This window comes from [Anoxybacillus] calidus, assembly GCF_013760845.1.
GTDB classification, from domain to species: Bacteria; Bacillota; Bacilli; order Bacillales; family Anoxybacillaceae; genus Paranoxybacillus; species Paranoxybacillus calidus.
Genome location: NZ_JACDUU010000001.1, coordinates 258,904 through 279,725 on the forward strand (window position 1 = coordinate 258,904; position 20,822 = coordinate 279,725).

General features: G+C 40.1%; 23 protein-coding genes and 1 other annotated feature. Of the genes, 14 read left to right on the forward strand and 9 right to left on the reverse strand.

Translation table 11 applies throughout. The features are described 5' to 3' along the window. Window positions 1–612: 612 nt before the first annotated feature. Window positions 613–1,719, reverse strand: coding sequence for an MGDG synthase family glycosyltransferase (locus HNQ85_RS01425; protein ID WP_181535506.1), 1,107 nt, complete (start codon window positions 1,717–1,719; stop codon window positions 613–615). 163 nt (window positions 1,720–1,882) lie between these two features. Between HNQ85_RS01425 and HNQ85_RS01430 the strand changes: the two genes are divergently transcribed. The 4 genes from HNQ85_RS01430 (at window position 1,883) to gndA (ending at window position 5,622) form a co-directional block, all read left to right on the forward strand. Beyond that, window positions 1,883–2,443: a YkoP family protein gene (locus tag HNQ85_RS01430; RefSeq protein ID WP_181536475.1), complete on the forward strand. Its 561-nt coding sequence runs from the start codon at window positions 1,883–1,885 to the stop codon at window positions 2,441–2,443. Window positions 2,444–2,500: 57 nt separating this feature from the next. Continuing rightward, entirely contained in the window at window positions 2,501–3,343 is an 843-nt protein-coding gene (locus HNQ85_RS01435; protein WP_181535508.1) for a metallophosphoesterase, read from the forward strand. Window positions 3,344–3,689: 346 nt separating this feature from the next. After that, entirely contained in the window at window positions 3,690–3,860 is a 171-nt protein-coding gene (locus tag HNQ85_RS01440; protein WP_181535510.1) for a hypothetical protein, read from the forward strand. A gap of 349 nt (window positions 3,861–4,209) precedes the next feature. Continuing rightward, the gene (gene gndA / locus HNQ85_RS01445) at window positions 4,210–5,622 is read left to right on the forward strand and encodes an NADP-dependent phosphogluconate dehydrogenase (RefSeq protein ID WP_181535512.1); all 1,413 of its coding nucleotides are present in this window, start codon (window positions 4,210–4,212) and stop codon (window positions 5,620–5,622) included. Window positions 5,623–5,683: 61 nt separating this feature from the next. Here the strand turns inward: gndA and HNQ85_RS01450 are convergent, their stop codons facing one another. Next, on the reverse strand, window positions 5,684–6,301 hold the full coding sequence (locus HNQ85_RS01450) for a cyclase family protein (protein ID WP_181535514.1): 618 nt from the start codon (window positions 6,299–6,301) through the stop codon (window positions 5,684–5,686). 24 nt (window positions 6,302–6,325) lie between these two features. Beyond that, the gene (zwf, locus tag HNQ85_RS01455; RefSeq protein ID WP_220129086.1) at window positions 6,326–7,807 is read right to left on the reverse strand and encodes a glucose-6-phosphate dehydrogenase; all 1,482 of its coding nucleotides are present in this window, start codon (window positions 7,805–7,807) and stop codon (window positions 6,326–6,328) included. Between the two features lie 169 nt (window positions 7,808–7,976). On the opposite strand from zwf, the gene rnz reads away from it, so the two are divergent. Together rnz and HNQ85_RS01465 are read left to right on the forward strand one after the other, a co-directional pair. Next, window positions 7,977–8,903 (forward strand): ribonuclease Z, encoded by a 927-nt coding sequence (gene rnz / locus HNQ85_RS01460; protein ID WP_181535518.1) that lies wholly within the window; start codon window positions 7,977–7,979, stop codon window positions 8,901–8,903. Between the two features lie 22 nt (window positions 8,904–8,925). Then, a complete protein-coding gene (locus HNQ85_RS01465; protein WP_181535520.1) occupies window positions 8,926–9,474 on the forward strand; it encodes a histidine phosphatase family protein in 549 nt (182 codons plus the stop codon). A 110-nt stretch (window positions 9,475–9,584) separates the two neighbouring features. On the opposite strand, the gene namA is transcribed toward HNQ85_RS01465, so the two are convergent. Continuing rightward, the gene (namA, locus tag HNQ85_RS01470) at window positions 9,585–10,601 is read right to left on the reverse strand and encodes an NADPH dehydrogenase NamA (RefSeq protein ID WP_181535522.1); all 1,017 of its coding nucleotides are present in this window, start codon (window positions 10,599–10,601) and stop codon (window positions 9,585–9,587) included. A gap of 192 nt (window positions 10,602–10,793) precedes the next feature. Between namA and HNQ85_RS01475 the strand changes: the two genes are divergently transcribed. After that, entirely contained in the window at window positions 10,794–11,789 is a 996-nt protein-coding gene (locus HNQ85_RS01475; protein ID WP_343046470.1) for an IS200/IS605 family accessory protein TnpB-related protein, read from the forward strand. A gap of 307 nt (window positions 11,790–12,096) precedes the next feature. On the opposite strand, the gene HNQ85_RS01480 is transcribed toward HNQ85_RS01475, so the two are convergent. Continuing rightward, window positions 12,097–12,867, reverse strand: coding sequence for an alpha/beta hydrolase family protein (locus tag HNQ85_RS01480; RefSeq protein WP_246326775.1), 771 nt, complete (start codon window positions 12,865–12,867; stop codon window positions 12,097–12,099). A 205-nt stretch (window positions 12,868–13,072) separates the two neighbouring features. After that, window positions 13,073–13,915, reverse strand: a complete 843-nt coding sequence (proI, locus tag HNQ85_RS01485; RefSeq protein WP_181535526.1) for a pyrroline-5-carboxylate reductase ProI — start codon at window positions 13,913–13,915, stop codon at window positions 13,073–13,075. A 51-nt stretch (window positions 13,916–13,966) separates the two neighbouring features. Next, window positions 13,967–14,181 (reverse strand) — a binding site (T-box leader). Window positions 14,182–14,379: 198 nt separating this feature from the next. Here proI and HNQ85_RS01490 point away from each other — a divergent pair. Beyond that, the gene (locus tag HNQ85_RS01490) at window positions 14,380–15,336 is read left to right on the forward strand and encodes an MBL fold metallo-hydrolase (RefSeq protein WP_181535528.1); all 957 of its coding nucleotides are present in this window, start codon (window positions 14,380–14,382) and stop codon (window positions 15,334–15,336) included. 18 nt (window positions 15,337–15,354) lie between these two features. After that, on the forward strand, window positions 15,355–16,143 hold the full coding sequence (locus HNQ85_RS01495) for an SDR family NAD(P)-dependent oxidoreductase (protein ID WP_181535530.1): 789 nt from the start codon (window positions 15,355–15,357) through the stop codon (window positions 16,141–16,143). 143 nt (window positions 16,144–16,286) lie between these two features. On the opposite strand, the gene HNQ85_RS01500 is transcribed toward HNQ85_RS01495, so the two are convergent. Further along, window positions 16,287–16,481 carry a YqzH family protein gene (locus tag HNQ85_RS01500; RefSeq protein WP_181535532.1) on the reverse strand — a complete coding sequence of 65 codons (195 nt, stop codon included), beginning with the start codon at window positions 16,479–16,481 and terminating at the stop codon, window positions 16,287–16,289. Window positions 16,482–16,568: 87 nt separating this feature from the next. Further along, window positions 16,569–16,772, reverse strand: coding sequence for a CDGSH iron-sulfur domain-containing protein (locus tag HNQ85_RS01505; RefSeq protein WP_181535534.1), 204 nt, complete (start codon window positions 16,770–16,772; stop codon window positions 16,569–16,571). 111 nt (window positions 16,773–16,883) lie between these two features. Between HNQ85_RS01505 and HNQ85_RS01510 the strand changes: the two genes are divergently transcribed. The 3 genes from HNQ85_RS01510 (at window position 16,884) to HNQ85_RS01520 (ending at window position 17,952) form a co-directional block, all read left to right on the forward strand. Next, window positions 16,884–17,219, forward strand: a complete 336-nt coding sequence (locus HNQ85_RS01510) for an iron-sulfur cluster biosynthesis family protein (protein ID WP_181535536.1) — start codon at window positions 16,884–16,886, stop codon at window positions 17,217–17,219. After that, a complete protein-coding gene (locus tag HNQ85_RS01515; protein ID WP_181535538.1) occupies window positions 17,212–17,451 on the forward strand; it encodes a DUF2552 family protein in 240 nt (79 codons plus the stop codon). The genes HNQ85_RS01510 and HNQ85_RS01515 overlap by 8 nt, the downstream gene beginning before the upstream one ends. Window positions 17,452–17,709: 258 nt before the next feature. After that, window positions 17,710–17,952: a DUF3886 domain-containing protein gene (locus HNQ85_RS01520; protein ID WP_181535540.1), complete on the forward strand. Its 243-nt coding sequence runs from the start codon at window positions 17,710–17,712 to the stop codon at window positions 17,950–17,952. Window positions 17,953–18,005: 53 nt separating this feature from the next. On the opposite strand, the gene HNQ85_RS01525 is transcribed toward HNQ85_RS01520, so the two are convergent. Then, the gene (locus HNQ85_RS01525) at window positions 18,006–18,926 is read right to left on the reverse strand and encodes an aldo/keto reductase (protein ID WP_181535541.1); all 921 of its coding nucleotides are present in this window, start codon (window positions 18,924–18,926) and stop codon (window positions 18,006–18,008) included. 115 nt (window positions 18,927–19,041) lie between these two features. On the opposite strand from HNQ85_RS01525, the gene HNQ85_RS01530 reads away from it, so the two are divergent. Together HNQ85_RS01530 and HNQ85_RS01535 are read left to right on the forward strand one after the other, a co-directional pair. Further along, window positions 19,042–19,602: an NUDIX hydrolase gene (locus tag HNQ85_RS01530; protein ID WP_181535543.1), complete on the forward strand. Its 561-nt coding sequence runs from the start codon at window positions 19,042–19,044 to the stop codon at window positions 19,600–19,602. Further along, on the forward strand, window positions 19,595–20,761 hold the full coding sequence (locus HNQ85_RS01535; protein WP_181535545.1) for an endonuclease Q family protein: 1,167 nt from the start codon (window positions 19,595–19,597) through the stop codon (window positions 20,759–20,761). Before HNQ85_RS01530 ends, HNQ85_RS01535 begins: the two co-directional genes overlap by 8 nt. Window positions 20,762–20,822 lie beyond the last annotated feature (61 nt).

The window sequence follows — 20,822 nt, forward strand, 5'->3', positions numbered from 1 at the left end:
TGTCAATTTGATGTAAATGAGATGAGATGGAAGACACCTATTTCTTTCCAACGTTCCCAATCTACAAATTTTTAGCAAAGACGATATACACAACAATGACTAAGCATAAGTACATGAAAGTTCCTCTGGATTTTTTGACATTATTGTTTGTTTTTAGCTAATTTTCATGCGTGTAAGCGGATGTTCATTCTATCCAGCTTAAGTTCGTATCTATAACCACAGAAAAATAAGGGCACTTTCAATATTTGTCTGTAATTTCGAAAAAAGACTTTTTATCAAGCTAAATTCAACGAATTATGGGGAAAATGATGAAGATGGTGGGAGAAATGCAAGTTATATGACTAAAGTGAGATCAGACGCTACGAAAATGTCAGATGATCTTGATATGAAAAAGGGTGAGATGCTACTGTGCCTATTAGCTTCTCCCCTTTTTGTAAAAAATAATTTTCACCAAGACAAACGAACACATCCATTATTGCTTCATCGCTTGTGTGAGGATGTAGAAATAGCTATGTTGGAACGCGAAGTATTTAACAAATGTTTGTTTTGTTTGAATAGTAGTTACTTTTTTCCGAACGCTTCAATTTACAAAGCTTCCTGAAACTTTTGCTCTTACTTGACTAAATGATAAATCAATCTTGCCGGTTCTACAGGAGACAAATGTTTATGATACTCATCAAGTTTTGTAAAATAATTGGATAAATGCTCAGAATGTAGGATACGGATTAGTTGTTCTGAGATGTTTTCCGTATGATTCCAATTTTGAAAATCAAAAATAATTCCCAATTCTTTTAATTGCTGAAGATTAATTTCTTCCTGACCGGGAAGAGCATGGTAAGCAAAAATCGGGAGCTTTTTAAATAAGCACTCACTAACTGTAACGCCACCTGGTTTTGTAATAATAAAATCAACTTGATTGTATAAGTCATTCATCACTTCTCTTGAAGAGATGTAAGGAAAAGGAGTGATTTTTGGATGATTCATATTGATTAATTGTTCATATATACGTCTATTTTTACCACATAGTACGTAATAATCGATTGGATCATCCGGCGAGATTTTTTCAATTAGTTTTGCCAAAGCCCCGGCCCCTAAGCTCCCCCCGGAGATTAAGCCACAGTACACTTGTTTTGTGCACCACTGTTTATTTGCATTTTTCGTTATTTTCGGATGAATGGGAATACCAGTTACGAAAATGCGGCTTTCATGAACCCCTTTTTCCCGTAAAAATTTCTTCATATACGCATGGCCAACAAAATGATAGTCAATCTCCTCAATCCCCCAAAGGTGATGAATAAAGTAGTCTGTATATACATTAATAACTGGTATCTTTAATTCTCCGGATGCTTTCAATTGGTTTAGCAAATAGGAAGGAAGGGCATGAGTGCATATAACTACATTCGGATTTGTTTCGGAAATCACCTTTTTTAAGTGATTAAGAAAAAGAACCTCATATTGGGGAAATTTTTTTGTTTTACTCAATTCGCGAAACACCGATTGACGGTACAATAGGCTATATGTTTTTGGAAACTGGTCAATCCAATGTAAGTAAAATTTAGAAATAAAAGATTCTGCTTTTCCGAATCTTGATGATAATAATTCAATTTTTTCACATTGTATATGTGGATCAAGCAAAAGTAATCCCTCTTTTAAGGCATCAGCCGTTTGATGATGCCCAGATGGGATTTGTAGTAATGGAAGAAAAAGAACCCTCTTCATGATACTCACCTAAATATATAGTTATTTAAAAGTGTTTGTTATTTTTGGATAAGTTATACGATAAACGAAATCCTTTTTTTTCTATTAATAAAACGAACTTTAGTGCTAAACACTTTAAATGTAATAAAAGGAAGAAAAGGAGAAGGATATTGTAATGGTGAAGATGAGACAATGTTTTCTTACCATTTGGAGTGTATTAGATCCGATTTATTATTTTTGTTCGCGGCTTGAATATATTGAGGACAAAACACGAAATCGAGATATTTTTCGGGTTCGACTAATGAAGTATAAAGGAAGAGATATCGTGCTCTCTGATGGTACGGAAATCACAAAGAATGATCTTCTTTTAAAAATTCATTTGCATAACGTTCGTTTAATTAGAGAACTCATTCGTTTGGATAGCGAAATTAAGAAGGGGAGGCTAATTTACGAACAGGTAAAAAGAGGATTACCAAACCTTACAGAATATTTACAATGTCATGAACAATTTGCTGATATTAAGGGGATTGTAGGAATTACGATTTTAAATAAGGGGTGTGAACGCTTAGGATTTGAAACCTTTTCCATCATTAATCCTTTTTATAAATGGTATAAACAAATGGCATTTGCTCCGATGTATCTTATTTCTCAATTTCGTTTAGACAGTTTTAGAAGACCGCCCAAATATTTATTCATGTCGAAAGATAAATTGATCAAATTATACGGTTGCCAATCCGACCAGTAATTCCCGCTTTCATCTCTCTTCCCGTTTACTATAATTGTAAAAAGGGAGGAGATATATATGTTTTTATTTGTTATGATTCTTTCAGCCATTATTATTTTTTTCATTTATAAGGGAAACCGCAATACGCACGAGGCGGTTTTTAATAGATTAACAGTCAATGCTCACCATGGTGATAACTCTTTTATTCATATTCTACATTTATCTGACCTTCATTTAGAAAACCTATCGATTTCCCCCGAATATTTATATGAAAAATTAAAGGATGAGAAAATTGATTTAATTGCTTTAACTGGAGATTTTCTGGATCGAAAGAGAAGCATTCCAAAACTGATTCCTTATTTAGAAGTTTTCCAAAAACTTCAACCTGCCTATGGAGTGTATGCGGTATTTGGAAATCATGATTATGTGCTTAGAAAAAAGAACTTCCAAACGTTAAAGGAGACGCTTGAGGAATATGGGTGTATGACCCTTCAAAATGAAACACAAACGATTCATATTAAGGGGAAAACAGTTAATATCATCGGTATTGATGATTTCAGTACAAAACGAAGCGATTTGCAAAAGGCATATGCAAAGGTAAAAAACGGTTTAAACCTTGTTTTAACTCATGATCCAAACATTGTTCTTCATATGAAAGATTATCATTTTGACTATCTATTATCCGGTCATTTTCATGGCGGACAAATTCATTGGCCGAAACCTTATCATCTTGTGAAGATGGGGAAGCTAGTGCGTTTAAACATGATTAAAGGCTACCATGAAATAGACGGAAAGCCATTTTACATTAGTGAAGGGTTAGGACAGACAGGCGTAAACATTCGTGTTGGCAGTACACCTGAGATTACCATTCATACACTATCACTTACACCTCTTTCTAAACAGGAGAAACAAGTTATTTAAACAAAAAGCTCCAAAATGGAGCTTTATTTTTTTGTCGCTTGTTTTCTGACAGAGGCCCTTTTGCAAAATGCATAACGAGTATAAAAAGTATGGATTTAACTACAAACACTTATCAGAAAAAAGAGGATGAGAAAGCCAACAAGCTGAATATACACGCAATAAGTTTTTAAAATAGGGCATTTGCCCATACATTTAGAATTTAGATACATATCCTAGATAGCGAAAAGGGAAGCAGAGGGGGGATGAGAAAATATGAAAGACATTATATTCTCACCTCACTGTAACCTTCATAATCATATTTCCGCACTTTAGAAAGGCGGCATAGCTATCAGAAGGAGGAATAACAATGGAAAGACAACAATATGAACCATACTCTGGTTACGGAGGTCATTATCCGTATCATCATCACCATCATTATCCATATTACCACCATTATCCACACTATCCGTACTATCCATATTACCACCATTATCCACACTATCCGCACTACCCACATGGCCATTATGGTGGATATTGATGAGCTTATTAAGGGGCACGACATGTGAGTACGAGAGGGGATTTTTCTCCATTTTTAAGGAGAGAGGGTCCTATTTCGGGACTCTTTTTTACTTTAGCGGTTCTTGAAATATAGACGAATTGCTATGAGCGAAGAAAAACAAATGATCATATCAATCGATAAGGTGGCAGCTCATTCGAATAAGAGAGGGCATTTTAACCATATTGATTATCGATTTTCTAAAAATGAGTTCAGTCATGTAGTGTATTCCTTCAACTTCGAGAAAATGTAATCATAGTACTTGATATTGTTAAATGTACTATGGTATGTTCTTTCATGATAAATAAAATATAGAAAGGAACGTTTCAAAATGGCAAAACAACAAATTGGTGTCATTGGTTTAGCCGTAATGGGCAAAAACCTTGCTCTAAATATTGAAAGCAGAGGCTATTCTGTAGCAGTGTACAATCGTTCGCGCGAAAAAACGGATGAGTTTTTAAAAGAAGCAGAAGGGAAAAATATTGTTGGTACATACAGCATTGAAGAGTTTGTAAATGCGCTTGAAAAACCGCGGAAAATTTTGTTGATGGTGAAAGCAGGAGCACCTACGGACGCGACGATTGAACAATTAAAGCCGTACTTAGAAAAAGGCGATATTTTAATCGACGGCGGTAATACGTATTTCAAAGATACGCAACGCCGTAATAAAGAGTTGGCGGAGTTAGGCATTCACTTTATTGGCACAGGCGTTTCTGGCGGTGAAGAAGGAGCGTTGAAGGGGCCTTCTATCATGCCGGGTGGCCAAAAAGAAGCGCATGAACTTGTACGTCCGATTTTTGAAGCAATTGCGGCAAAAGTGGATGGTGAGCCATGCACAACATATATCGGCCCGGACGGTGCGGGACATTATGTGAAAATGGTGCATAATGGCATTGAATATGGCGATATGCAATTAATTGCTGAGGCTTACTTTTTATTAAAGCACGTGCTTAGCTTAAGTGCGCAGGAGCTTCATGAAGTTTTTGCCGAATGGAACAAAGGTGAGCTTAACAGCTATTTAATTGAAATTACAGCCGATATTTTCACAAAGGTTGATGAAGAGACAGGAAAACCGCTTGTGGATGTTATTTTAGACAAAGCAGGGCAAAAAGGAACAGGGAAATGGACAAGTCAAAGCGCCCTTGATTTAGGTGTACCGCTTCCACTTATTACTGAATCTGTATTTGCCCGCTTTATTTCAGCGATGAAAGATGAACGCGTTAAAGCAAGTAAGCTTCTTTCCGGTCCGGCAGTAAAACCGTTTGAAGGAGATCGTGAGCACTTTATTGAAGCTGTGCGCCGTGCGCTTTACATGAGCAAAATTTGCTCCTATGCACAAGGTTTTGCGCAAATGAAGGCAGCATCTGATGAATATAATTGGAACTTACAATATGGAAATATTGCGATGATTTTCCGTGGCGGCTGCATTATCCGTGCACAATTCCTGCAAAAAATTAAGGAAGCTTATGACCGCGACCCAGAGCTTCCAAACTTGTTGTTAGACCCTTACTTTAAGGAGATCGTTGAAAACTATCAACAAGCATTGCGGGAAATTATTTCTGTGGCGGTTATGCGCGGCATTCCAGTTCCAGCGTTTTCAAGCGCATTAGCATACTATGACAGCTATCGGATGGAAACGCTGCCTGCGAATTTAATCCAAGCGCAGCGCGACTATTTCGGTGCGCACACATATGAGCGTGTGGATAAAGAAGGCATCTTCCATACAGAGTGGTTGGCGAAGTAAAAAAATCCCCATATTGCTTATAAGCAATATGGGGATTTTCTATTTCTAGTGTTGAGTGTTGTTATTGTAAATTCTCAAACAACAATACTCGAGTTGGAGCAGCGTCCGTGCCGACGAGTTTTAACGGTGCGGCAACCATAAAGTATTGTCCTTCCGGTACGTCTTTTAAGCGAAGTCCTTCGATGATAATGATGTTATTACCGAACAGCGTTTTATGCGTTGGATGTCCCGGTTGGCTTCTTTCCACTCCTAATGCGTCAATGCCAACGCCGCGCACCTTTTTCTCAGCCAAGTATTGCGCCGCGTCTTCGGCGATATAAATAAACTCAAAATTAAACGCCTCGTCAAACGAGTTTTTGGTTTTGAACAATACAAAGTCATTTTCTTGAATATCTAAATGTGTGATGTCCGCTTTTAAAATTTTATCCTCGACATTTGTTACATCAAATACTTTGCACGTACCGACGAGTTTTTCAAGTGAAATCGTTTCAAATGTTTCGCCATTTTTAACCATATGCAGAGGGGCGTCAATGTGTGTGCCGGTATGTACGTCCATGTCAACGCGGGACTCTGTTACATAATCGTTTGTGACAGTTGAAAATTTCGGCTGTTTTTCCGGCTTGTTCTTATAGACCGGCATGCCTTCAAAAATCGGTGCAGTTACGTCATATATTTTCATCGGCGATTCTCCTTTCTATGAACATCACTGTCCATTATAATGAATTGGCCACCAATGGAAGCCGTCCTTTTGCAGAAGTTTGTCCGCTGCTTTCGGTCCCATCGAGCCGGCTTCGTAGTTAGGAAAATCAGCAGCTTTCGTATTTTCCCATACTTCAGAAATTGGGTCGATAAAGCTCCATGAAGCAGCTACTTCATCCCAGTGTGTAAAGTTCGTCGCATCGCCACGCATGCAGTCATAAAGCAGTTTTTCGTATGCTTCTGGCGTGTTAATGCCGTCAATGCAGTTATTGCAGTAGTCTAATTTAATCGGTGTTGTTTTCATTGTTTCACCGCTTTTTTTCGCGTTGAGATGAAGTGTAATTCCTTCATCAGGCTGAATGTGAATGACAAGTAAATTTGGTGCAATTGTTTCGCTCGTGCGATAATACAGGTTCATCGGCACATCTTTAAACTGAACAACAATCTTCGTTGATTTTTCTGTCATGCGCTTGCCTGTACGAATATAGAACGGTACGCCCGCCCAACGGAAGTTATCAATCATTAGCTTGCCAGCTACAAATGTTTCCGTGTTGGAGTTAGGATCAACATTATTTTCTTCACGATAGCCTACGACTTCTTTTCCTTTGACAACGCCTCTTCCGTATTGCCCACGAACGAAATATTGGTCAACTTCATCGTGAGCAATTGGCCGAAGTGCGCGAAGCACTTTCACTTTTTCGCTGCGAATTTCGTCGGTCGTCAGTTTAATTGGCGGCTCCATCGCAAGCAGTGCCACCATTTGCAGCATATGGTTTTGCACCATGTCGCGCAACGCTCCGGAATGGTCATAATAGCGGCCGCGGTCTTCAACGCCAAGTGTTTCGCTTGACGTAATTTGAATGTTCGCAATAAAGCGGTTATTCCATAACGGCTCGAAAATGGCGTTTGCAAAGCGAATGGCTTCAATGTTTTGCACCATTTCTTTGCCGAGGTAATGGTCAATTCGGAATATTTCTTTCTCGGAAAACGCCTTGCGAATTTCTTGATTGAGCTGTTTCGCTGTTTTTAAATCGTGACCGAACGGCTTTTCAATGACAAGACGTTTCCAGCCGTTTGTCGCTGTGAGACCTTCTGATTTCAAGTGAGCGGTAATGGTGCCGAAAAATTCCGGTGCCATTGCTAAGTAAAAAATACGGTTACCCGGCACGTTGTATGTTTCATCCAAACGCTCAAGCAGCGACTTCAACTCTTGATAAGATGCAGTGTTTGTCACATCTAATGAGTGGTAATAAAAGTGAGAAATAAATGTGTCATTTTTTAGTTCCTGCTTTGTTGAATCTTCCACCGATTGCTTCACATAGCTGCGGAACTCTTCATCAGAAAGCGACCGTCTCGCTACGCCGACAACCGCAAATTCTTCCGCTAACTTTCCTTTTTGATATAGTTTATAGATAGAAGGGAAAAGTTTGCGCTTTGCCAAATCTCCAGTAGCGCCAAAGATAACAATCAATGACTTTGGATTCATGTTGTTCACTTATATGTACCTCGCTTTAGATAATTTTATATCCTCAAGTATTTAATTGTAGAGATTTATGGTAATGAACGCAAATATTTTATACAGGATTCATCACAGTTGGAAAGGTGTTAAAATAGTATTGATACGCTAACAAAAAAGAATGTAGGAGGATTCGATTTTGGAACTAGTATTTTTAGGAACGGGAGCAGGGGTTCCGTCAAAAGGCAGAAACGTGTCAGCCATTGCTCTGCAGCTTCTTGAAGAACGAGGGGCGACGTGGCTGTTTGATTGCGGGGAAGCGACCCAGCATCAAATTTTACATACATCGATTCGTCCAAGACGAATAGAAAAAATTTTTATTACTCATCTCCATGGAGACCATATTTTTGGGCTGCCGGGCTTGCTTGGAAGCCGTTCGTTTCAAGGAGGAGAAACTCCATTAACCGTTTATGGGCCAAAGGGGATTCAATCGTTTATTGAAACAACTCTATCGGTAAGTTGTACTCATGTAAAATACGAACTAAATGTCGTTGAAATTTCTGAAGGAATTGTTTTTGAAGATGAACAATTTATCGTGACTGCAAAGCGGCTTTCTCATGGTATTCCTTCGTACGGCTATCGCATTGTTGAGAAAGATTTGCCAGGAACGCTGCTAGTCGATAAGTTGCGGGAGATGGGCATTCGTCCCGGTCCTATTTATCAACAAATTAAGCAAGGAAAAATAGTGACATTGGAAGATGGAACGGTTATCGACGGAAAGCAGTTTGTCGGACCGCCGCAAAAAGGGAGAATCGTGACTATATTGGGGGATACAAGATTTTGCGAAGCGAGCATTGAATTAGCCTATGATGCGGATGTTCTTGTTCATGAAGCGACATTTGGCGCTGGAGAAGGTGAGCTTGCTTATGACTATTATCATTCAACAAGCGAGCAAGCAGCAGAAGTAGCCAAACATGCAGGAGCGAAAAAATTGATTTTGACGCATCTTAGTTCGCGCTATCAAGGTGAAATGTGCGATGAGCTTCTTGAAGAGGCAAAAGCGATTTTTCCAAATGTCGAAATCGCCGCTGATTTGAAATCGTTTCCGATTCCGAAAAAGAAGTAGAAGCTAAAGAGGAGAAACACCGATGGAAAAACGTCTTTATATTGTTCGCCATTGTAAGGCAGCGGGACAGGCGATTGATGCGCCACTTACAGCCGAAGGAGAACTTCAAGCGCAGCAGCTTGCCGAGTTTTTTGCCGACAAGCCGATTGATCGAATTATTTCCAGTCCGTATGTTCGTGCCATTAAAACGATTGCGCCGCTTGCTGCGAAGCGAAATTTGCCGATTGAGCAAGATGAACGCTTCGGGGAGCGTGTCTTATTTGGTAACGGGCGGTTTACAGACGGATGGCTTGAAAAATTTGAACGCACGTTTGAAGATTTTAATCTTTCTTATGAGGATGGAGAGTCTAACCGACAAGCAATGGTAAGAGCAAAAGCCGCGATTGATGAGATTTTACAATCGAATGACAAAAACGTTGTCATCGTCAGCCATGGCAATTTGACTATTCTTATGTTGCGGCTATTTGATGAGCGTTATGGCTTTGCTGAATGGAAAAGCTTATCAAATCCGGATGTGTTTGAAATCGTCGTATCGGATGGCAAAGGACAAGTAAAACGCATTTGGCAATAAAAATTAAGAGGCTGTCTCATAAGGGTCTGACCACGCGCACCATTTACAATTCATGTACTTATTGTGGCTGGGGTCTGCCCCTTTGTTTTTTGAGATCGCCTCTTGATTTTTTACCAACCTCGTTTATATTGCACAGGTGCTTCTAACTCAACTCCAAGTTCTTTCGCTGCCGTTCTTGGCCAGTATGGATTACGTAATAGCTCGCGGCCAATAAATACTAAATCGGCACGTTCATTGCGGAGAATTTCTTCTGCTTGCAACCCGGAAGTAATGAGACCGACTGCGCCGGTAGCCACTCCTACACTTTGGCGGATTTGCTCGGCAAAGCGAACTTGATAGCCGGGATAAACGTCAATTTTTGCCGGAACAACCGCTCCAGAGCTAACATCGATTAAATCTACGCCTTGCTCTTTCATCCGCTTGGCATATTCAATATAATCTTCGACAGTAAGTCCTTCCGGATGATAATCGGAAGCGGAAATGCGAACAAACAGTGGACCGTCCCATACCTCGCGCACCGCGTCAATGACTTCGCTTAAGAAGCGATAGCGATTTTCGGCAGTGCCGCCGTATTCGTCTTGTCGTTTGTTGGTTAATGGAGATAAAAATTCGTTAATTAAATAGCCGTGCGCAGCATGAATTTCGATAATATCAAATCCTGCTTCTTTTGCGCGGCGTGCCCCTTGTTGAAACGCTTGAATGGTATTTTCAATATCCTCTTTTGTCATTTCTCTCGGCACGCGCATCTTTTCATCGAAAGCAATTGGAGAAGGCGCGATAATTTCCCCATCAATCATCGCCTTTCGTCCGGCATGAGCCAATTGGATGGCGGTTTTTGCTCCGTGTTCTTTCATTAAAGAAACTAATTCTTTAAGACCAGTGAGATGTTCATCGCTCCAGATTCCTAAATCACGTGATGAAATTCTGCCTTGAGCCGTGACAGCGGTCGCTTCGACAACAATCAACCCGACTTGGCCGACAGCGCGTGCGGCATAATGAATTTTATGCCAATTTTCCACTTTTCCGTCTTCATTATGACACGAATACATGCACATAGGAGACATCACGATGCGGTTTTTTAACGTAACTCCTTTGATGGTATAAGGCGAGAATAGTGTAGTTGTCATACAAATCCCTCCCCACAAATAAGTAAGTTCGTTTGCATCATAGCACGTTTGAAAGGAAAAGAAAAACAATTTGCATTTTCGAAACGGGAGGTATAACCAGTTCATTTAAAGTCTACAAAAATATGTAAATATATCTTATTTTTACCTGCAAGAGGAGAGAAAAGCAAAAAAGGAAATTTAAATATTCGTTTCGTGTATGATGACCACACGTATGAATGTTATGTAGAAATCGCGAATCCACTTAGACAACAAGAAGGAAAACAAGCTCCCCGCTTAAGGTTTTCGGTCGATGTTCCTGAAAAATATGAACAGGAAATCATCGATGTCATTATGGGGGAGCAGGTAGGGGTGAATCCAAAAGGGAAGCCTATCATCGAATATCGGCCGTACACCGTGGAAATCAAACGCAAGAACAGGGAATATTATGTCCATCTCATCTATGAAGAAGAGGTATATGGAAGGGAAATCGCCTATGATGAACCGATTCAAGTGGAACGAATCGCTGGGATTGATATCAATATCGACCGAATCGCCGTGAGTATTGTTTCGAAGCAAGGAAACTTCATCCAATCGAAAGTGTTTTACTGTCATGAACTGGAATACGTCAGAGCGAATAAGCGAAACAACTTCATCGGCGAAACCGTTCGCGATCTGTATGATTGGTTGCTTCAAGAAAACGTAGGCGCAGTGGTCATTGAAAACATCCAACTGAGACAACAGCACGATACGGACAAGAGATTTAACCGCTTCACACACAATTTTAAAAAGAAAAAGCTGACTGACACCATCATTCGCCGGGGTTTACGGCTTGGGTTTCGTATCAAAAAAGTGAATCCAGCGTATACAAGCGTCATTGGACGTTTCAAGTATATGAAGAAATACGGTTTATCCGTTCATGAAAGTGCCGCTTTGGTCATTGGCAGACGAGGATTAGGGTATCATGAACGATTACCAAAAGAACTCATTGACACCATAAAAACGAAAGTGAAACGTCATTTGATTGCCATGTTAGGGTCAATGGAAGAATCCTGCAAGCAATCAGGCAGCGGAAAGAAACAACGACAATATTTAGGTATGATGTTATGCAAAATCGATAACTTCAAACAAGAGCATGAATGGTCGTTATGGAATATTTTTCACAAATTCTGTTGGCTCCATCAATATCAAATTCAACTAAAGGAGGTGTAGACCTGGTTACTAACATCGTTGTCGTGTACTGACCGATGGAAGGAATGGTGCACGACAGGTGCCGCCAGTGACAGCGAGCCACGGGTTGTCTTTCACAATAGGTGAATGACAAGGGAGGTCCCTTCCTGATGGAATTCGGTGAGAATCCGAACGGCAAGCGATGTTGCCCGGTTCCATCGCGTTTTATAGATATTTATAGATTTTAGTAACCAGGTTCAGAACGACTTTTTCTTCGCTCGATGAAAAGAGAGTGATTAGCAACGAAATGAACTAGATCGTCAATTTTAAAAACGCCAGGACAAGTGTTTTACGTTCCTTTCCCCATATGTTTTACATACCAATGATTTGCTAAATGTTTCAGAATATCCAAATGCTCTAAAAAACTATGTGTCGCTCCGTCAATAATTTGTAATTTAGAATTTTTTGAAAGATATTGCATACCTCTTTTAGATCTTTCTAAAAGGAGTAACTCTTCTTCATCTTTTTCATTGTTCCCGTGAATGATCAGAACAGGACATTTTACCCGTTTTAACAATTCAGGCTGATTAATTTCTTCGAAGTCTCTCAACATTTGTTTGTCAATAACAATCTTATTTCTGAAATTCCCTTCTCTTTTTATAGTGAGGCAACCTTTTTCTTTCAGTTCCGTCATTTGTTCTTTAGAAAAATATTCGTCCCAATCATATTTCATCGTATCTGTCAACGCACCTGATAATACCATTGTTTCTATTTCAGGAGTATAGCTCTTTAGACATATCAAACTGCCAAGGCTATGACCGTATAGCCCTATTTTTTGATAACCTCTTGACTTCACAAACTGAATGGCCGCTTGTAAATCATCCACTTCTTTATCAACGGTTAAGCTGTCATCGTCGCTTTCACCGCAACCGCTAAAATCAAAAGTTAAAACATGAAATCCAGATTGGTTAAAAGTATTCGCTAATATTTCAAATCTGCCTTTTGAACATTTATCTGATGTAAATCCATACGCCATAATAATAATGGATTGGGAATGGGACGGGTATAAATGACCTACTAATGTTTTATTTCTGGAGTTTACGAAGAGAACCCGTTCCATCACTTCTCACCTCTTTATTTGCTACTTATATTCAGCGGTTACTCATCAAAGGTTGGTAAACTAACTTGCTTATTTGTTCTATTCATATTGAAAAGGCTGCTTATACAGTTTGTACGATAGAGAATAGTGAAAGGTTAATTATCAACTAGGAAAGAAGACTCCTAGCGATGAAGCGGGAGATCTTCCTCAGGAATCTCCCAGTAGTTCAGCGGTGTGTTTTTACCAATTGTAATAATGATTGCCCCAGTTCTATAGAGCGTTTTGTGGCCTGTTTAATACAGGAAATCACGGCTTCTTGATAGCGATATTCTTCCAACATTTTAATGCCGGCTTCTGTTGTGCCGCCTGGACTAGTTACTTCTTTCCGTAAAATCGAAGGGTGTTTTGCTGATGATTTTAACATTTCTGCCGCTCCAGTAATCGTTTGTAAAATTAAATCTTTAGCAACCGATTGTTCGAGCCCGATTTCTTTAGCTGCTTTTTCCATCGCTTCAACCATGTAGTAAATATAAGCAGGCCCACTTCCAGAAAGAGCCGTCACAGCATGTAAATCTTCCTCAGGAACAACCGTGACAACGCCAACTGTACGGAACAAATCTTTCGCAATGGCTAAATGTTTGTTATTGGCATAGCGGCCTAATGCGAGTGCTGTTGCTGATTGGCCGATGGCTGCTGACGTATTTGGCATCGCGCGCACAATCGCTACATTTTTGCCGATTAATGAAATAATTGTCTCTGTTGCTACTCCCGCTAATACCGAAATAATGAGCTGATGTTTGCCAATGGCTTGAGCAATGGAAGTAATCCCTTCCACAACATCTTTTGGTTTCATCGCCAAAATAATGATGTCGGCTTCTTTCACTGCTTTTTCTTTATCGGTTTCCACTCGAACGTGATAGGTGTTTTGGATATATTCAAGCCTTTCCTGATTGCTTCGATTTGTCACAATAATTTGCTCTGGTTTATATAACGTTTTTGTCATACCAGCAATTAATGCTTCTGCCATCGAACCCGCTCCGATGAAGGCAATTGTTTTCGTGTTTGTCATCATTCATCCCTCCAAGAAGTTAATAATAAATAAAAAAGACCTTTCGCCCCTAAAAAGGACGGAAAGGTCTTGTATTCCGCGGTACCACCTTTATTGGCGCCAACGTAGCGCCCACCTCTTACCGATAACGCTGGTTTTGCGTTTAGGTTTGCCTAACAGCTCATGGGGCAGGTTCAACCATCAAGGGGGTAATGAAACCTTTCAGCCTATGGGTTTCACTCTCTTGTTACCATTGATGATTTACTATTCCCAGTCATCGCCTCGTTAAATTGTTAAGTTTGTTTGCAATTATGCATCGAAATAAAGACCTTGTCAATGGGGAAATCAGAAAATTTTAATAATTTTTATACGAATTATTCGAAAATAATGACAAAATAAGAGAATAATTGTAAACTTTTAAGAGAGTATCATCGCTTTTATGGAAAATTATTATTAAAATATAATAATAAGAGGGGACTTTACGAATGAGCAATGAACAAGTATATCGCATTACTGTTCCGACCCCGTTTGCTGTCGGAGATGTAAACATGTATTTAATTAAAGGAGAAACATTGACACTAGTAGATGCTGGTGTTAAAACAGAGGAAGCGTGGCAAATGTTTCAGCATCAGCTGCGCCAACTAGGTTTTACCCCTTCGGATATTGAGCAAGTGGTTCTTACACACCATCACCCTGATCATGTCGGTTTACTTGATTATTTTCCTTCCTCTTTGCATGTGGTCGGTCATATAAAAGGGGAGCGATGGTTAAGCAAATCACCGGAATTTCTTGAGAAGGATCAACAATTTTTTGAGCAATTTTTAAAAGAATGCGGTGTCGAAAATGCTTTTTTAGCTCAGTTATCAGAAATGCGGAGCTCGCTTCGTTATTCTTGCCGACGCAGCCTTTCAGCTACGATTCAAGAAGGGGATACTATTTCAGGGTTATCCGGTTGGACGGTGATTGAAACGCCTGGCCATGCGCAAAGTCATATTGTGCTATACCGTGAGCAGGATGGGCTTATGATTGGGGGAGACCATTTGCTTTGCACCATTTCTTCCAACCCGCTTTTAGAGCCGCCTTTTGATAGCGAAACAGAGCGGCCAAAACCGTTGCTTCAATATAACTGCTCATTAAGAAAGTTGCTTGATTATCATATTTCGCGCATTCTTACGGGGCATGGCGATGATGTAACCGAAGTCAACGAGCTAGTCAAAAAACGGTTAGGCAAACAGCGGGAGCGGGCGTATCAAGTATTAGATATGCTTAAAGTGAGGCCGCTTAGTGCATTTGACGTATGTAAGCAGCTGTTTCCAGCCGTTTATGAACGGGAATTTATATTAACGATGTCTGAAACGATTGGGCAGTTGGATTATCTCGAAGACATTGGTAAGGTCGTTAAACGGAGAGTTGACGAACATTATTTATATGAGGCGAAATAAGCAATGAGGTGACTTTTTTTGAAGCTTGCAGGAAAACATATTGTCATTACAGGAGCATCAGCAGGAGTCGGCGAAAAAATAGCCTACGAGGTCGCTAAACGTGGGGCAACGCCAATTTTGCTTGCAAGAAGCGAAGAAAAGCTGAAAGAGATTGCAAGTGATATCCAATCTAATTATCAAGTTCCTTGCTATTATGATCGTTTGGATGTGAGCGATTTAACGGCTGTTGAATCGGTGTTCACCAACCTCTTTCATGAGTTGAAGACGGTCGATGTGCTGGTAAATAACGCTGGATTTGGTGTATTTAAAAACGTGGAAGATATCGATTTGGCAGAAATGAAAAAAATGTTTGAAGTCAATGTGTTCGGTCTTATTGCCTGTTCGAAAATCGCGCTTTCTCATATGGCAGAGCGTCAAACGGGGCATATTATTAATATTGCTTCACAGGCAGGGAAAATTGCAACTCCGAAATCGAGTGTTTATGCAGCAACGAAGCATGCTGTATTAGGGTTTACAAATAGTTTGCGCATGGAAGCCGCACAGTCGGGAGTTTATGTTACTGCGGTGAATCCAGGACCAATAAAAACAAACTTTTTTAACATTGCAGATGCTTCAGGAAGTTATGTGAAAAATGTAGAGCGCTATATGCTTGATGCGGAAGAAGTGGCGTGTCGCGTCGTTGATATTATGTTGACACCAACGCGCGAAGTGAATTTGCCGCGTTGGATGAATATCGGCAGCAAGTTGTATCAACTGTTCCCAACGTTTGTTGAGAAAGTGGGAGGAAAAGCGTTTTATCAAAAATGACGCTAGCTTATGAAGGAGAGGAATTGGCTGATCGTTCTAAGAAGGGACTGTCTCATAAGGAGGGGACTCTCTCGAAAGCTTTTTCTCTCCATTGTCCATATAGATGAGAGAGGCGTCCGCTCTTTTGTTTTTGAGACCGCCTCTTATTTTGTGAGATATTCATAAACAAGGTCGTTTATTAATTCATATAAATCAATGTCAGGGTGTTTTTCTTTTTCTAAAATAATTTTTTGATATAGCTGTTCGTAATCGTCGTTCGCTAAAGGAAATATGTCTATATCATGACAATAGTGTGAAAAACAGTTGCGAATCATTTTGTTTAACAACTTCTCGTCCATTTTGCTCACCTCGGATATCAAAGTCAACTATGCGCATGCTTGTTTTAGGTGAAAGCAGGTACGCTAATGGCACCTGCTAAGTTAGACTTATTGTTGATTAGCGCGCACAACTGATTGGAATTTTCCTTTGTGTGAACCATCACAGAATGGCATTTTTTGCGAGAGACCACATCGGCATAGTGAAAATGTTTCTTTTGTTTCAAATTTGTTGCCTTCTGCATCAATTAATTCAACATCGCCTGTCACGCGAAATGAACCGTTATCGTTTACTTTAATTTGTACTTTAGACATATAAAGCCCTCCTTTTGTCAATGAAAGTATCATTTTTGATAGTAAAGGTTATGAGCGGAAAATTCAACATTGTCATATATAGCAGAATAGGAAAAAGGAGCATCAACAACCGTGAAAATCATATTTACCGATAAAGCGATTGAAAAACTAAAACCAATTTTGTCTCATACAAATAAGCAGTTAAAATTAAAATATGATACAGATGGCTGCGGTTGTGCAGTGAATGGGGTGACAACCCTTTGGCTTGTCGAGCAGGCGGATAAAGATGATATCGTTGTAGAAACCAATTTTGTACCAATTTTACTTGAAAAATCTCGTCTCATTTTTTATGATGAGACAATGACGATTGATACGGTTGAATCGGTGGGGTGTTTTCAGTTAAAAAGCCCAAGCGAGATCATGAATCCGCGCATGTCATTAGTGGAAAGAAGTGAACGCAATGAATGATAAATTAAAACAAATCGGAAATATTGCTAAAAATAAAACATGGGTGTCTTTTTTGCATGAAAATCATCCATATAGCTTGCTGCATTGGTCCATCGCCGGAGTGTATCAAGAACCGAAAGATGTTTGGCTTTTGCAAGACGAAATGACGTTTGAAACACAAGAATTTGCCACACTTGATGAGGCGCTTGAGTGGATGGCCAAACACATGGAGCGTATAACAGAGATTTTATGAAAGGGGGTCTGACCCCCATTGCATTAACGCGGTGAAGCGATGGGGGTCAGACCCTTTATTGTGGCGAGTTTTGTCTTTTGGTCGGATGGATGGCTTGTTCTAATTCTTCTTTAGCGATTACTGGTTTTACAGTATCGGCGTTCGGTTTGCCTTTTTGCCCACGATTTTTTGCCATGATGTTCGTCTCCTTTACATAGTTTGATGTTCGCTATTATCATGAAGAAAAACGTTTGCTTTTATGCATAGGGGGAATGAACTGTGAAGAAACGTCGTCAACCATTACTGCCAGAAAAAGAGGAGAAAATAACGCTAAAAGATCACCTTCATTCCAATTTATTTGAGCAATTAAAAGCGAAAAAGAAGGAGTTAGAAGCAGAAGAACAGCGTAAAAAGGCGGAAGAAGAAGCAAAAAGACGTGAAGAACAAAAACGACGCGAGAAAAATAAGTCATTTGAAGAATTGTTAAACGAAAGCGACTTAGATTGGAGAAAATTTAAATAGGGGTCTGACCCCCACTACATTAACGCGGTGAAGTGGTGGGGGTCAGACCCCCTTTAACGGTGTGCATGATATACAGAGGTTTTGGTCTGCTGCTTTAGCCATTCGTATTCTTCGGTTGTTAAACTTGGTGCAGAGGCAGCGGAAATGTTTTCTTTGAGCTGTTCAAGGCTGCTTGCCCCTGGGATAACAGCGGCAACAACTGGGTGTGTTAAGCAAAATTGCAAGGCTGTTGCTGTGAGCGTGCGGTTTTTCCTCATTTTTTCCTTGATTTGTGGAAGGAGCATTTGCAGTTCAGCATATGTATAATCAAGATAGCCATGTTCTTTCACGCTTTCATTAACCATTTCCAATGGCCGTTCTGTCAACATCCCTTTTGCGACTGGTCCGCGGGCAATCACACTAATGTTGTGTTCTTCCAATAATGGAAACCATTCTTCTGGACGCCGGTCTAAAAGGCTGTATTGCATCATGACGCTCACGATATTTGAATGTTTCACATATTCGCGAATGACGTTCGGGCGAATCGACGAGATGCCGTAATAACGAATGATTCCTTCTTGCTTCAGCTCTTCAAATGCTTCAATGGTTTCATCGATGTTGTCTTCAATCGTGCCGCCATGAAGCTGATATAAGTCAATATAATCGGTTTGCAAGCGGCGCAAGCTGTTTTTCACTGCTTGTTTTATATATGCTTTCGAAGGATCCCAATACCAACCTTCTTTTCCTTCTTCCCAGCGATTTCCTACTTTTGTTGCCAATACCACTTGTTCGCGCTTTCCTTTGATCGCTTTCCCAACAAATTCTTCGTTCAGGCCGCGATCGTAAAGATCAGCAGTATCTAAGTAGTTAATGCCGCACTCTAGTGCCTCATGAATGATTCGAATCGCTTTTGTCTCATCCGTGCCAAGCGACATACATCCAAGACCAATTTCACTCACATATAAGTCTGATGAGCCAATACGTCTTTTTTTCATAAAAAATCCTCCCCCTTAACGGTTTCCAACTAAACATATTTTACAATGAAAGGTAAAAAAACCACAAATATAGTACAATAAGGTGGAAAATAATATTAGACGGGAGAGAGAAATGATGGAACATTTAGTAGAAAAAACCGTTGCGAAAAAACAGATTTTTGCAGGAAAAGTCATTGACTTATATGTGGAAGAAGTGCAGTTGCCAAATGGGAAAACAAGCAAGCGGGAAATTGTGAAGCACCCAGGGGCAGTGGCGATTATCCCTGTGACCAATGAAGGGAAAATTGTACTGGTTCGTCAATATCGTAAGGCAATGGAGCGCGTTTTAGTAGAAATACCCGCAGGAAAATTAGAAAAAGGGGAAGCACCGATTGCCACTGCACGTCGGGAATTAGAAGAAGAAACGGGCTACAAGTGCGAAACTCTGCGCCACTTAACTTCTTTTTATACATCACCGGGTTTTGCTGATGAGATTGTCCACTTATATATCGCGGAAAATTTATCGAAACTAGAAAATGCCGCATCGCTTGACGAAGACGAATTTGTAGATGTGTTAGAAGTCACACTTGAGGAGGCGTTGCAGCTTGTGAAAGAACATCAAATTTATGATGCAAAAACAGCGTATGCGATCCAATATTTGCAACTGCAACAAATGTTAGGAGAGAAGTATGAATAGCTATTATGTTGATTTACATATTCATCTGGGCCGGACCGCATCGGGAAGACCGGTAAAAATAACGGGAGCAAAAACGCTAACATTTCTCAATATTTTAAACGAAGCTTCAGAAATAAAAGGATTAAACATGATTGGCATTATTGATTGCCATGTGCCCGAAGTATTGGCTGAAATCGAGCATGCCATTTTAACGGGGGTATTCACGGAACATCAAGACGGCGGTGTGCGTGCCCATAACATGACTGTGATTTTGGGAAGTGAAATCGAAGTGTATGATGAGCATTGTCATGGTCCGATTCATGTACTTACTTTTTTTCCGACGGTTGAGACAATGCGCCTATTTTCACAATGGCTGGAAAAGCGGGTAAAAAACATCTCGCTAAGTTCGCAGAGAATGTATGGTTTAGGGAAAGAGTTACAAAAGCTCGTTAAGCAACTAGGAGGATTATTTGTTCCGGCACACGTTTTCACTCCGTTCAAAAGTCTTTACGGCAAAGGTGTGCGTAGAAGTTTAACGGAAGTGTTTGAAGCGGATTTAATTGATGCGATTGAATTAGGTTTGAGCGCTGATACAAAGATGGCGGACCAGATTGCTGAGCTCCACCGCTATTCGTATTTATCGAATTCCGACGCTCACTCACTTGGGAAAATCGCTCGGGAATATCAAATCATTCACATGAAAGCAGCGACTTTTGCGGAGTTGAAAAAAGCATTGAAACGAGAAGAAGGACGCGCAATTGTTGCCAACTACGGACTCAATCCATTGCTTGGAAAATATCATCGAACCGTCTGTGAAAACTGTTTGCATCCGCTTGAAAGCGGGAACGGTCCTTGTTCTGTTTGCGGACATCGTAAACAAATAAAAGGTGTTTTTGAGCGCCTGCAGGAATTGAAAACAAGCACTGTTTCGCCTAGCTATCGTCCACCTTATATTTATCAAGTGCCGTTAGAATTCATTCCGGGACTTGGTCCAAAAACATATAAAAAATTACTTTCTCATTTTGGAACTGAAATGCGTGTGCTACATGATGTGTCACGCGAACAATTAACAGAGGTTGTCGGAGAAAAGCTAGCGAATCTCATTGTTCTCGCACGTTCTGGAAAACTCCATATTCACGCTGGAGGCGGCGGCAAATACGGAAAAATCGCTCCTGAGTAAGTAAAGGGAGCGATTTTTTGTTAGCTCTTCTTCTACTAAATCTTTTTCCCTGTCATAGATT

Bases quoted from the DNA above. Each gene is read 5' to 3' on its own strand.
- HNQ85_RS01425 (WP_181535506.1), bottom strand. From the start codon at position 1,719: ATGAAGAGGGTTCTTTTTCTTCCATTACTACAAATCCCATCTGGGCAT.
- HNQ85_RS01430 (WP_181536475.1), top strand. From the start codon at position 1,883: ATGAGACAATGTTTTCTTACCATTTGGAGTGTATTAGATCCGATTTAT.
- HNQ85_RS01435 (WP_181535508.1), top strand. From the start codon at position 2,501: ATGTTTTTATTTGTTATGATTCTTTCAGCCATTATTATTTTTTTCATT.
- HNQ85_RS01440 (WP_181535510.1), top strand. From the start codon at position 3,690: ATGGAAAGACAACAATATGAACCATACTCTGGTTACGGAGGTCATTAT.
- gndA (WP_181535512.1), top strand. From the start codon at position 4,210: ATGGCAAAACAACAAATTGGTGTCATTGGTTTAGCCGTAATGGGCAAA.
- HNQ85_RS01450 (WP_181535514.1), bottom strand. From the start codon at position 6,301: ATGAAAATATATGACGTAACTGCACCGATTTTTGAAGGCATGCCGGTC.
- zwf (WP_220129086.1), bottom strand. From the start codon at position 7,807: ATGAATCCAAAGTCATTGATTGTTATCTTTGGCGCTACTGGAGATTTG.
- HNQ85_RS01465 (WP_181535520.1), top strand. From the start codon at position 8,926: ATGGAAAAACGTCTTTATATTGTTCGCCATTGTAAGGCAGCGGGACAG.
- namA (WP_181535522.1), bottom strand. From the start codon at position 10,601: ATGACAACTACACTATTCTCGCCTTATACCATCAAAGGAGTTACGTTA.
- HNQ85_RS01480 (WP_246326775.1), bottom strand. From the start codon at position 12,867: ATGGAACGGGTTCTCTTCGTAAACTCCAGAAATAAAACATTAGTAGGT.
- proI (WP_181535526.1), bottom strand. From the start codon at position 13,915: ATGACAAACACGAAAACAATTGCCTTCATCGGAGCGGGTTCGATGGCA.
- HNQ85_RS01490 (WP_181535528.1), top strand. From the start codon at position 14,380: ATGAGCAATGAACAAGTATATCGCATTACTGTTCCGACCCCGTTTGCT.
- HNQ85_RS01500 (WP_181535532.1), bottom strand. From the start codon at position 16,481: ATGGACGAGAAGTTGTTAAACAAAATGATTCGCAACTGTTTTTCACAC.
- HNQ85_RS01505 (WP_181535534.1), bottom strand. From the start codon at position 16,772: ATGTCTAAAGTACAAATTAAAGTAAACGATAACGGTTCATTTCGCGTG.
- HNQ85_RS01515 (WP_181535538.1), top strand. From the start codon at position 17,212: ATGAATGATAAATTAAAACAAATCGGAAATATTGCTAAAAATAAAACA.
- HNQ85_RS01525 (WP_181535541.1), bottom strand. From the start codon at position 18,926: ATGAAAAAAAGACGTATTGGCTCATCAGACTTATATGTGAGTGAAATT.
- HNQ85_RS01530 (WP_181535543.1), top strand. From the start codon at position 19,042: ATGGAACATTTAGTAGAAAAAACCGTTGCGAAAAAACAGATTTTTGCA.
- HNQ85_RS01535 (WP_181535545.1), top strand. From the start codon at position 19,595: ATGAATAGCTATTATGTTGATTTACATATTCATCTGGGCCGGACCGCA.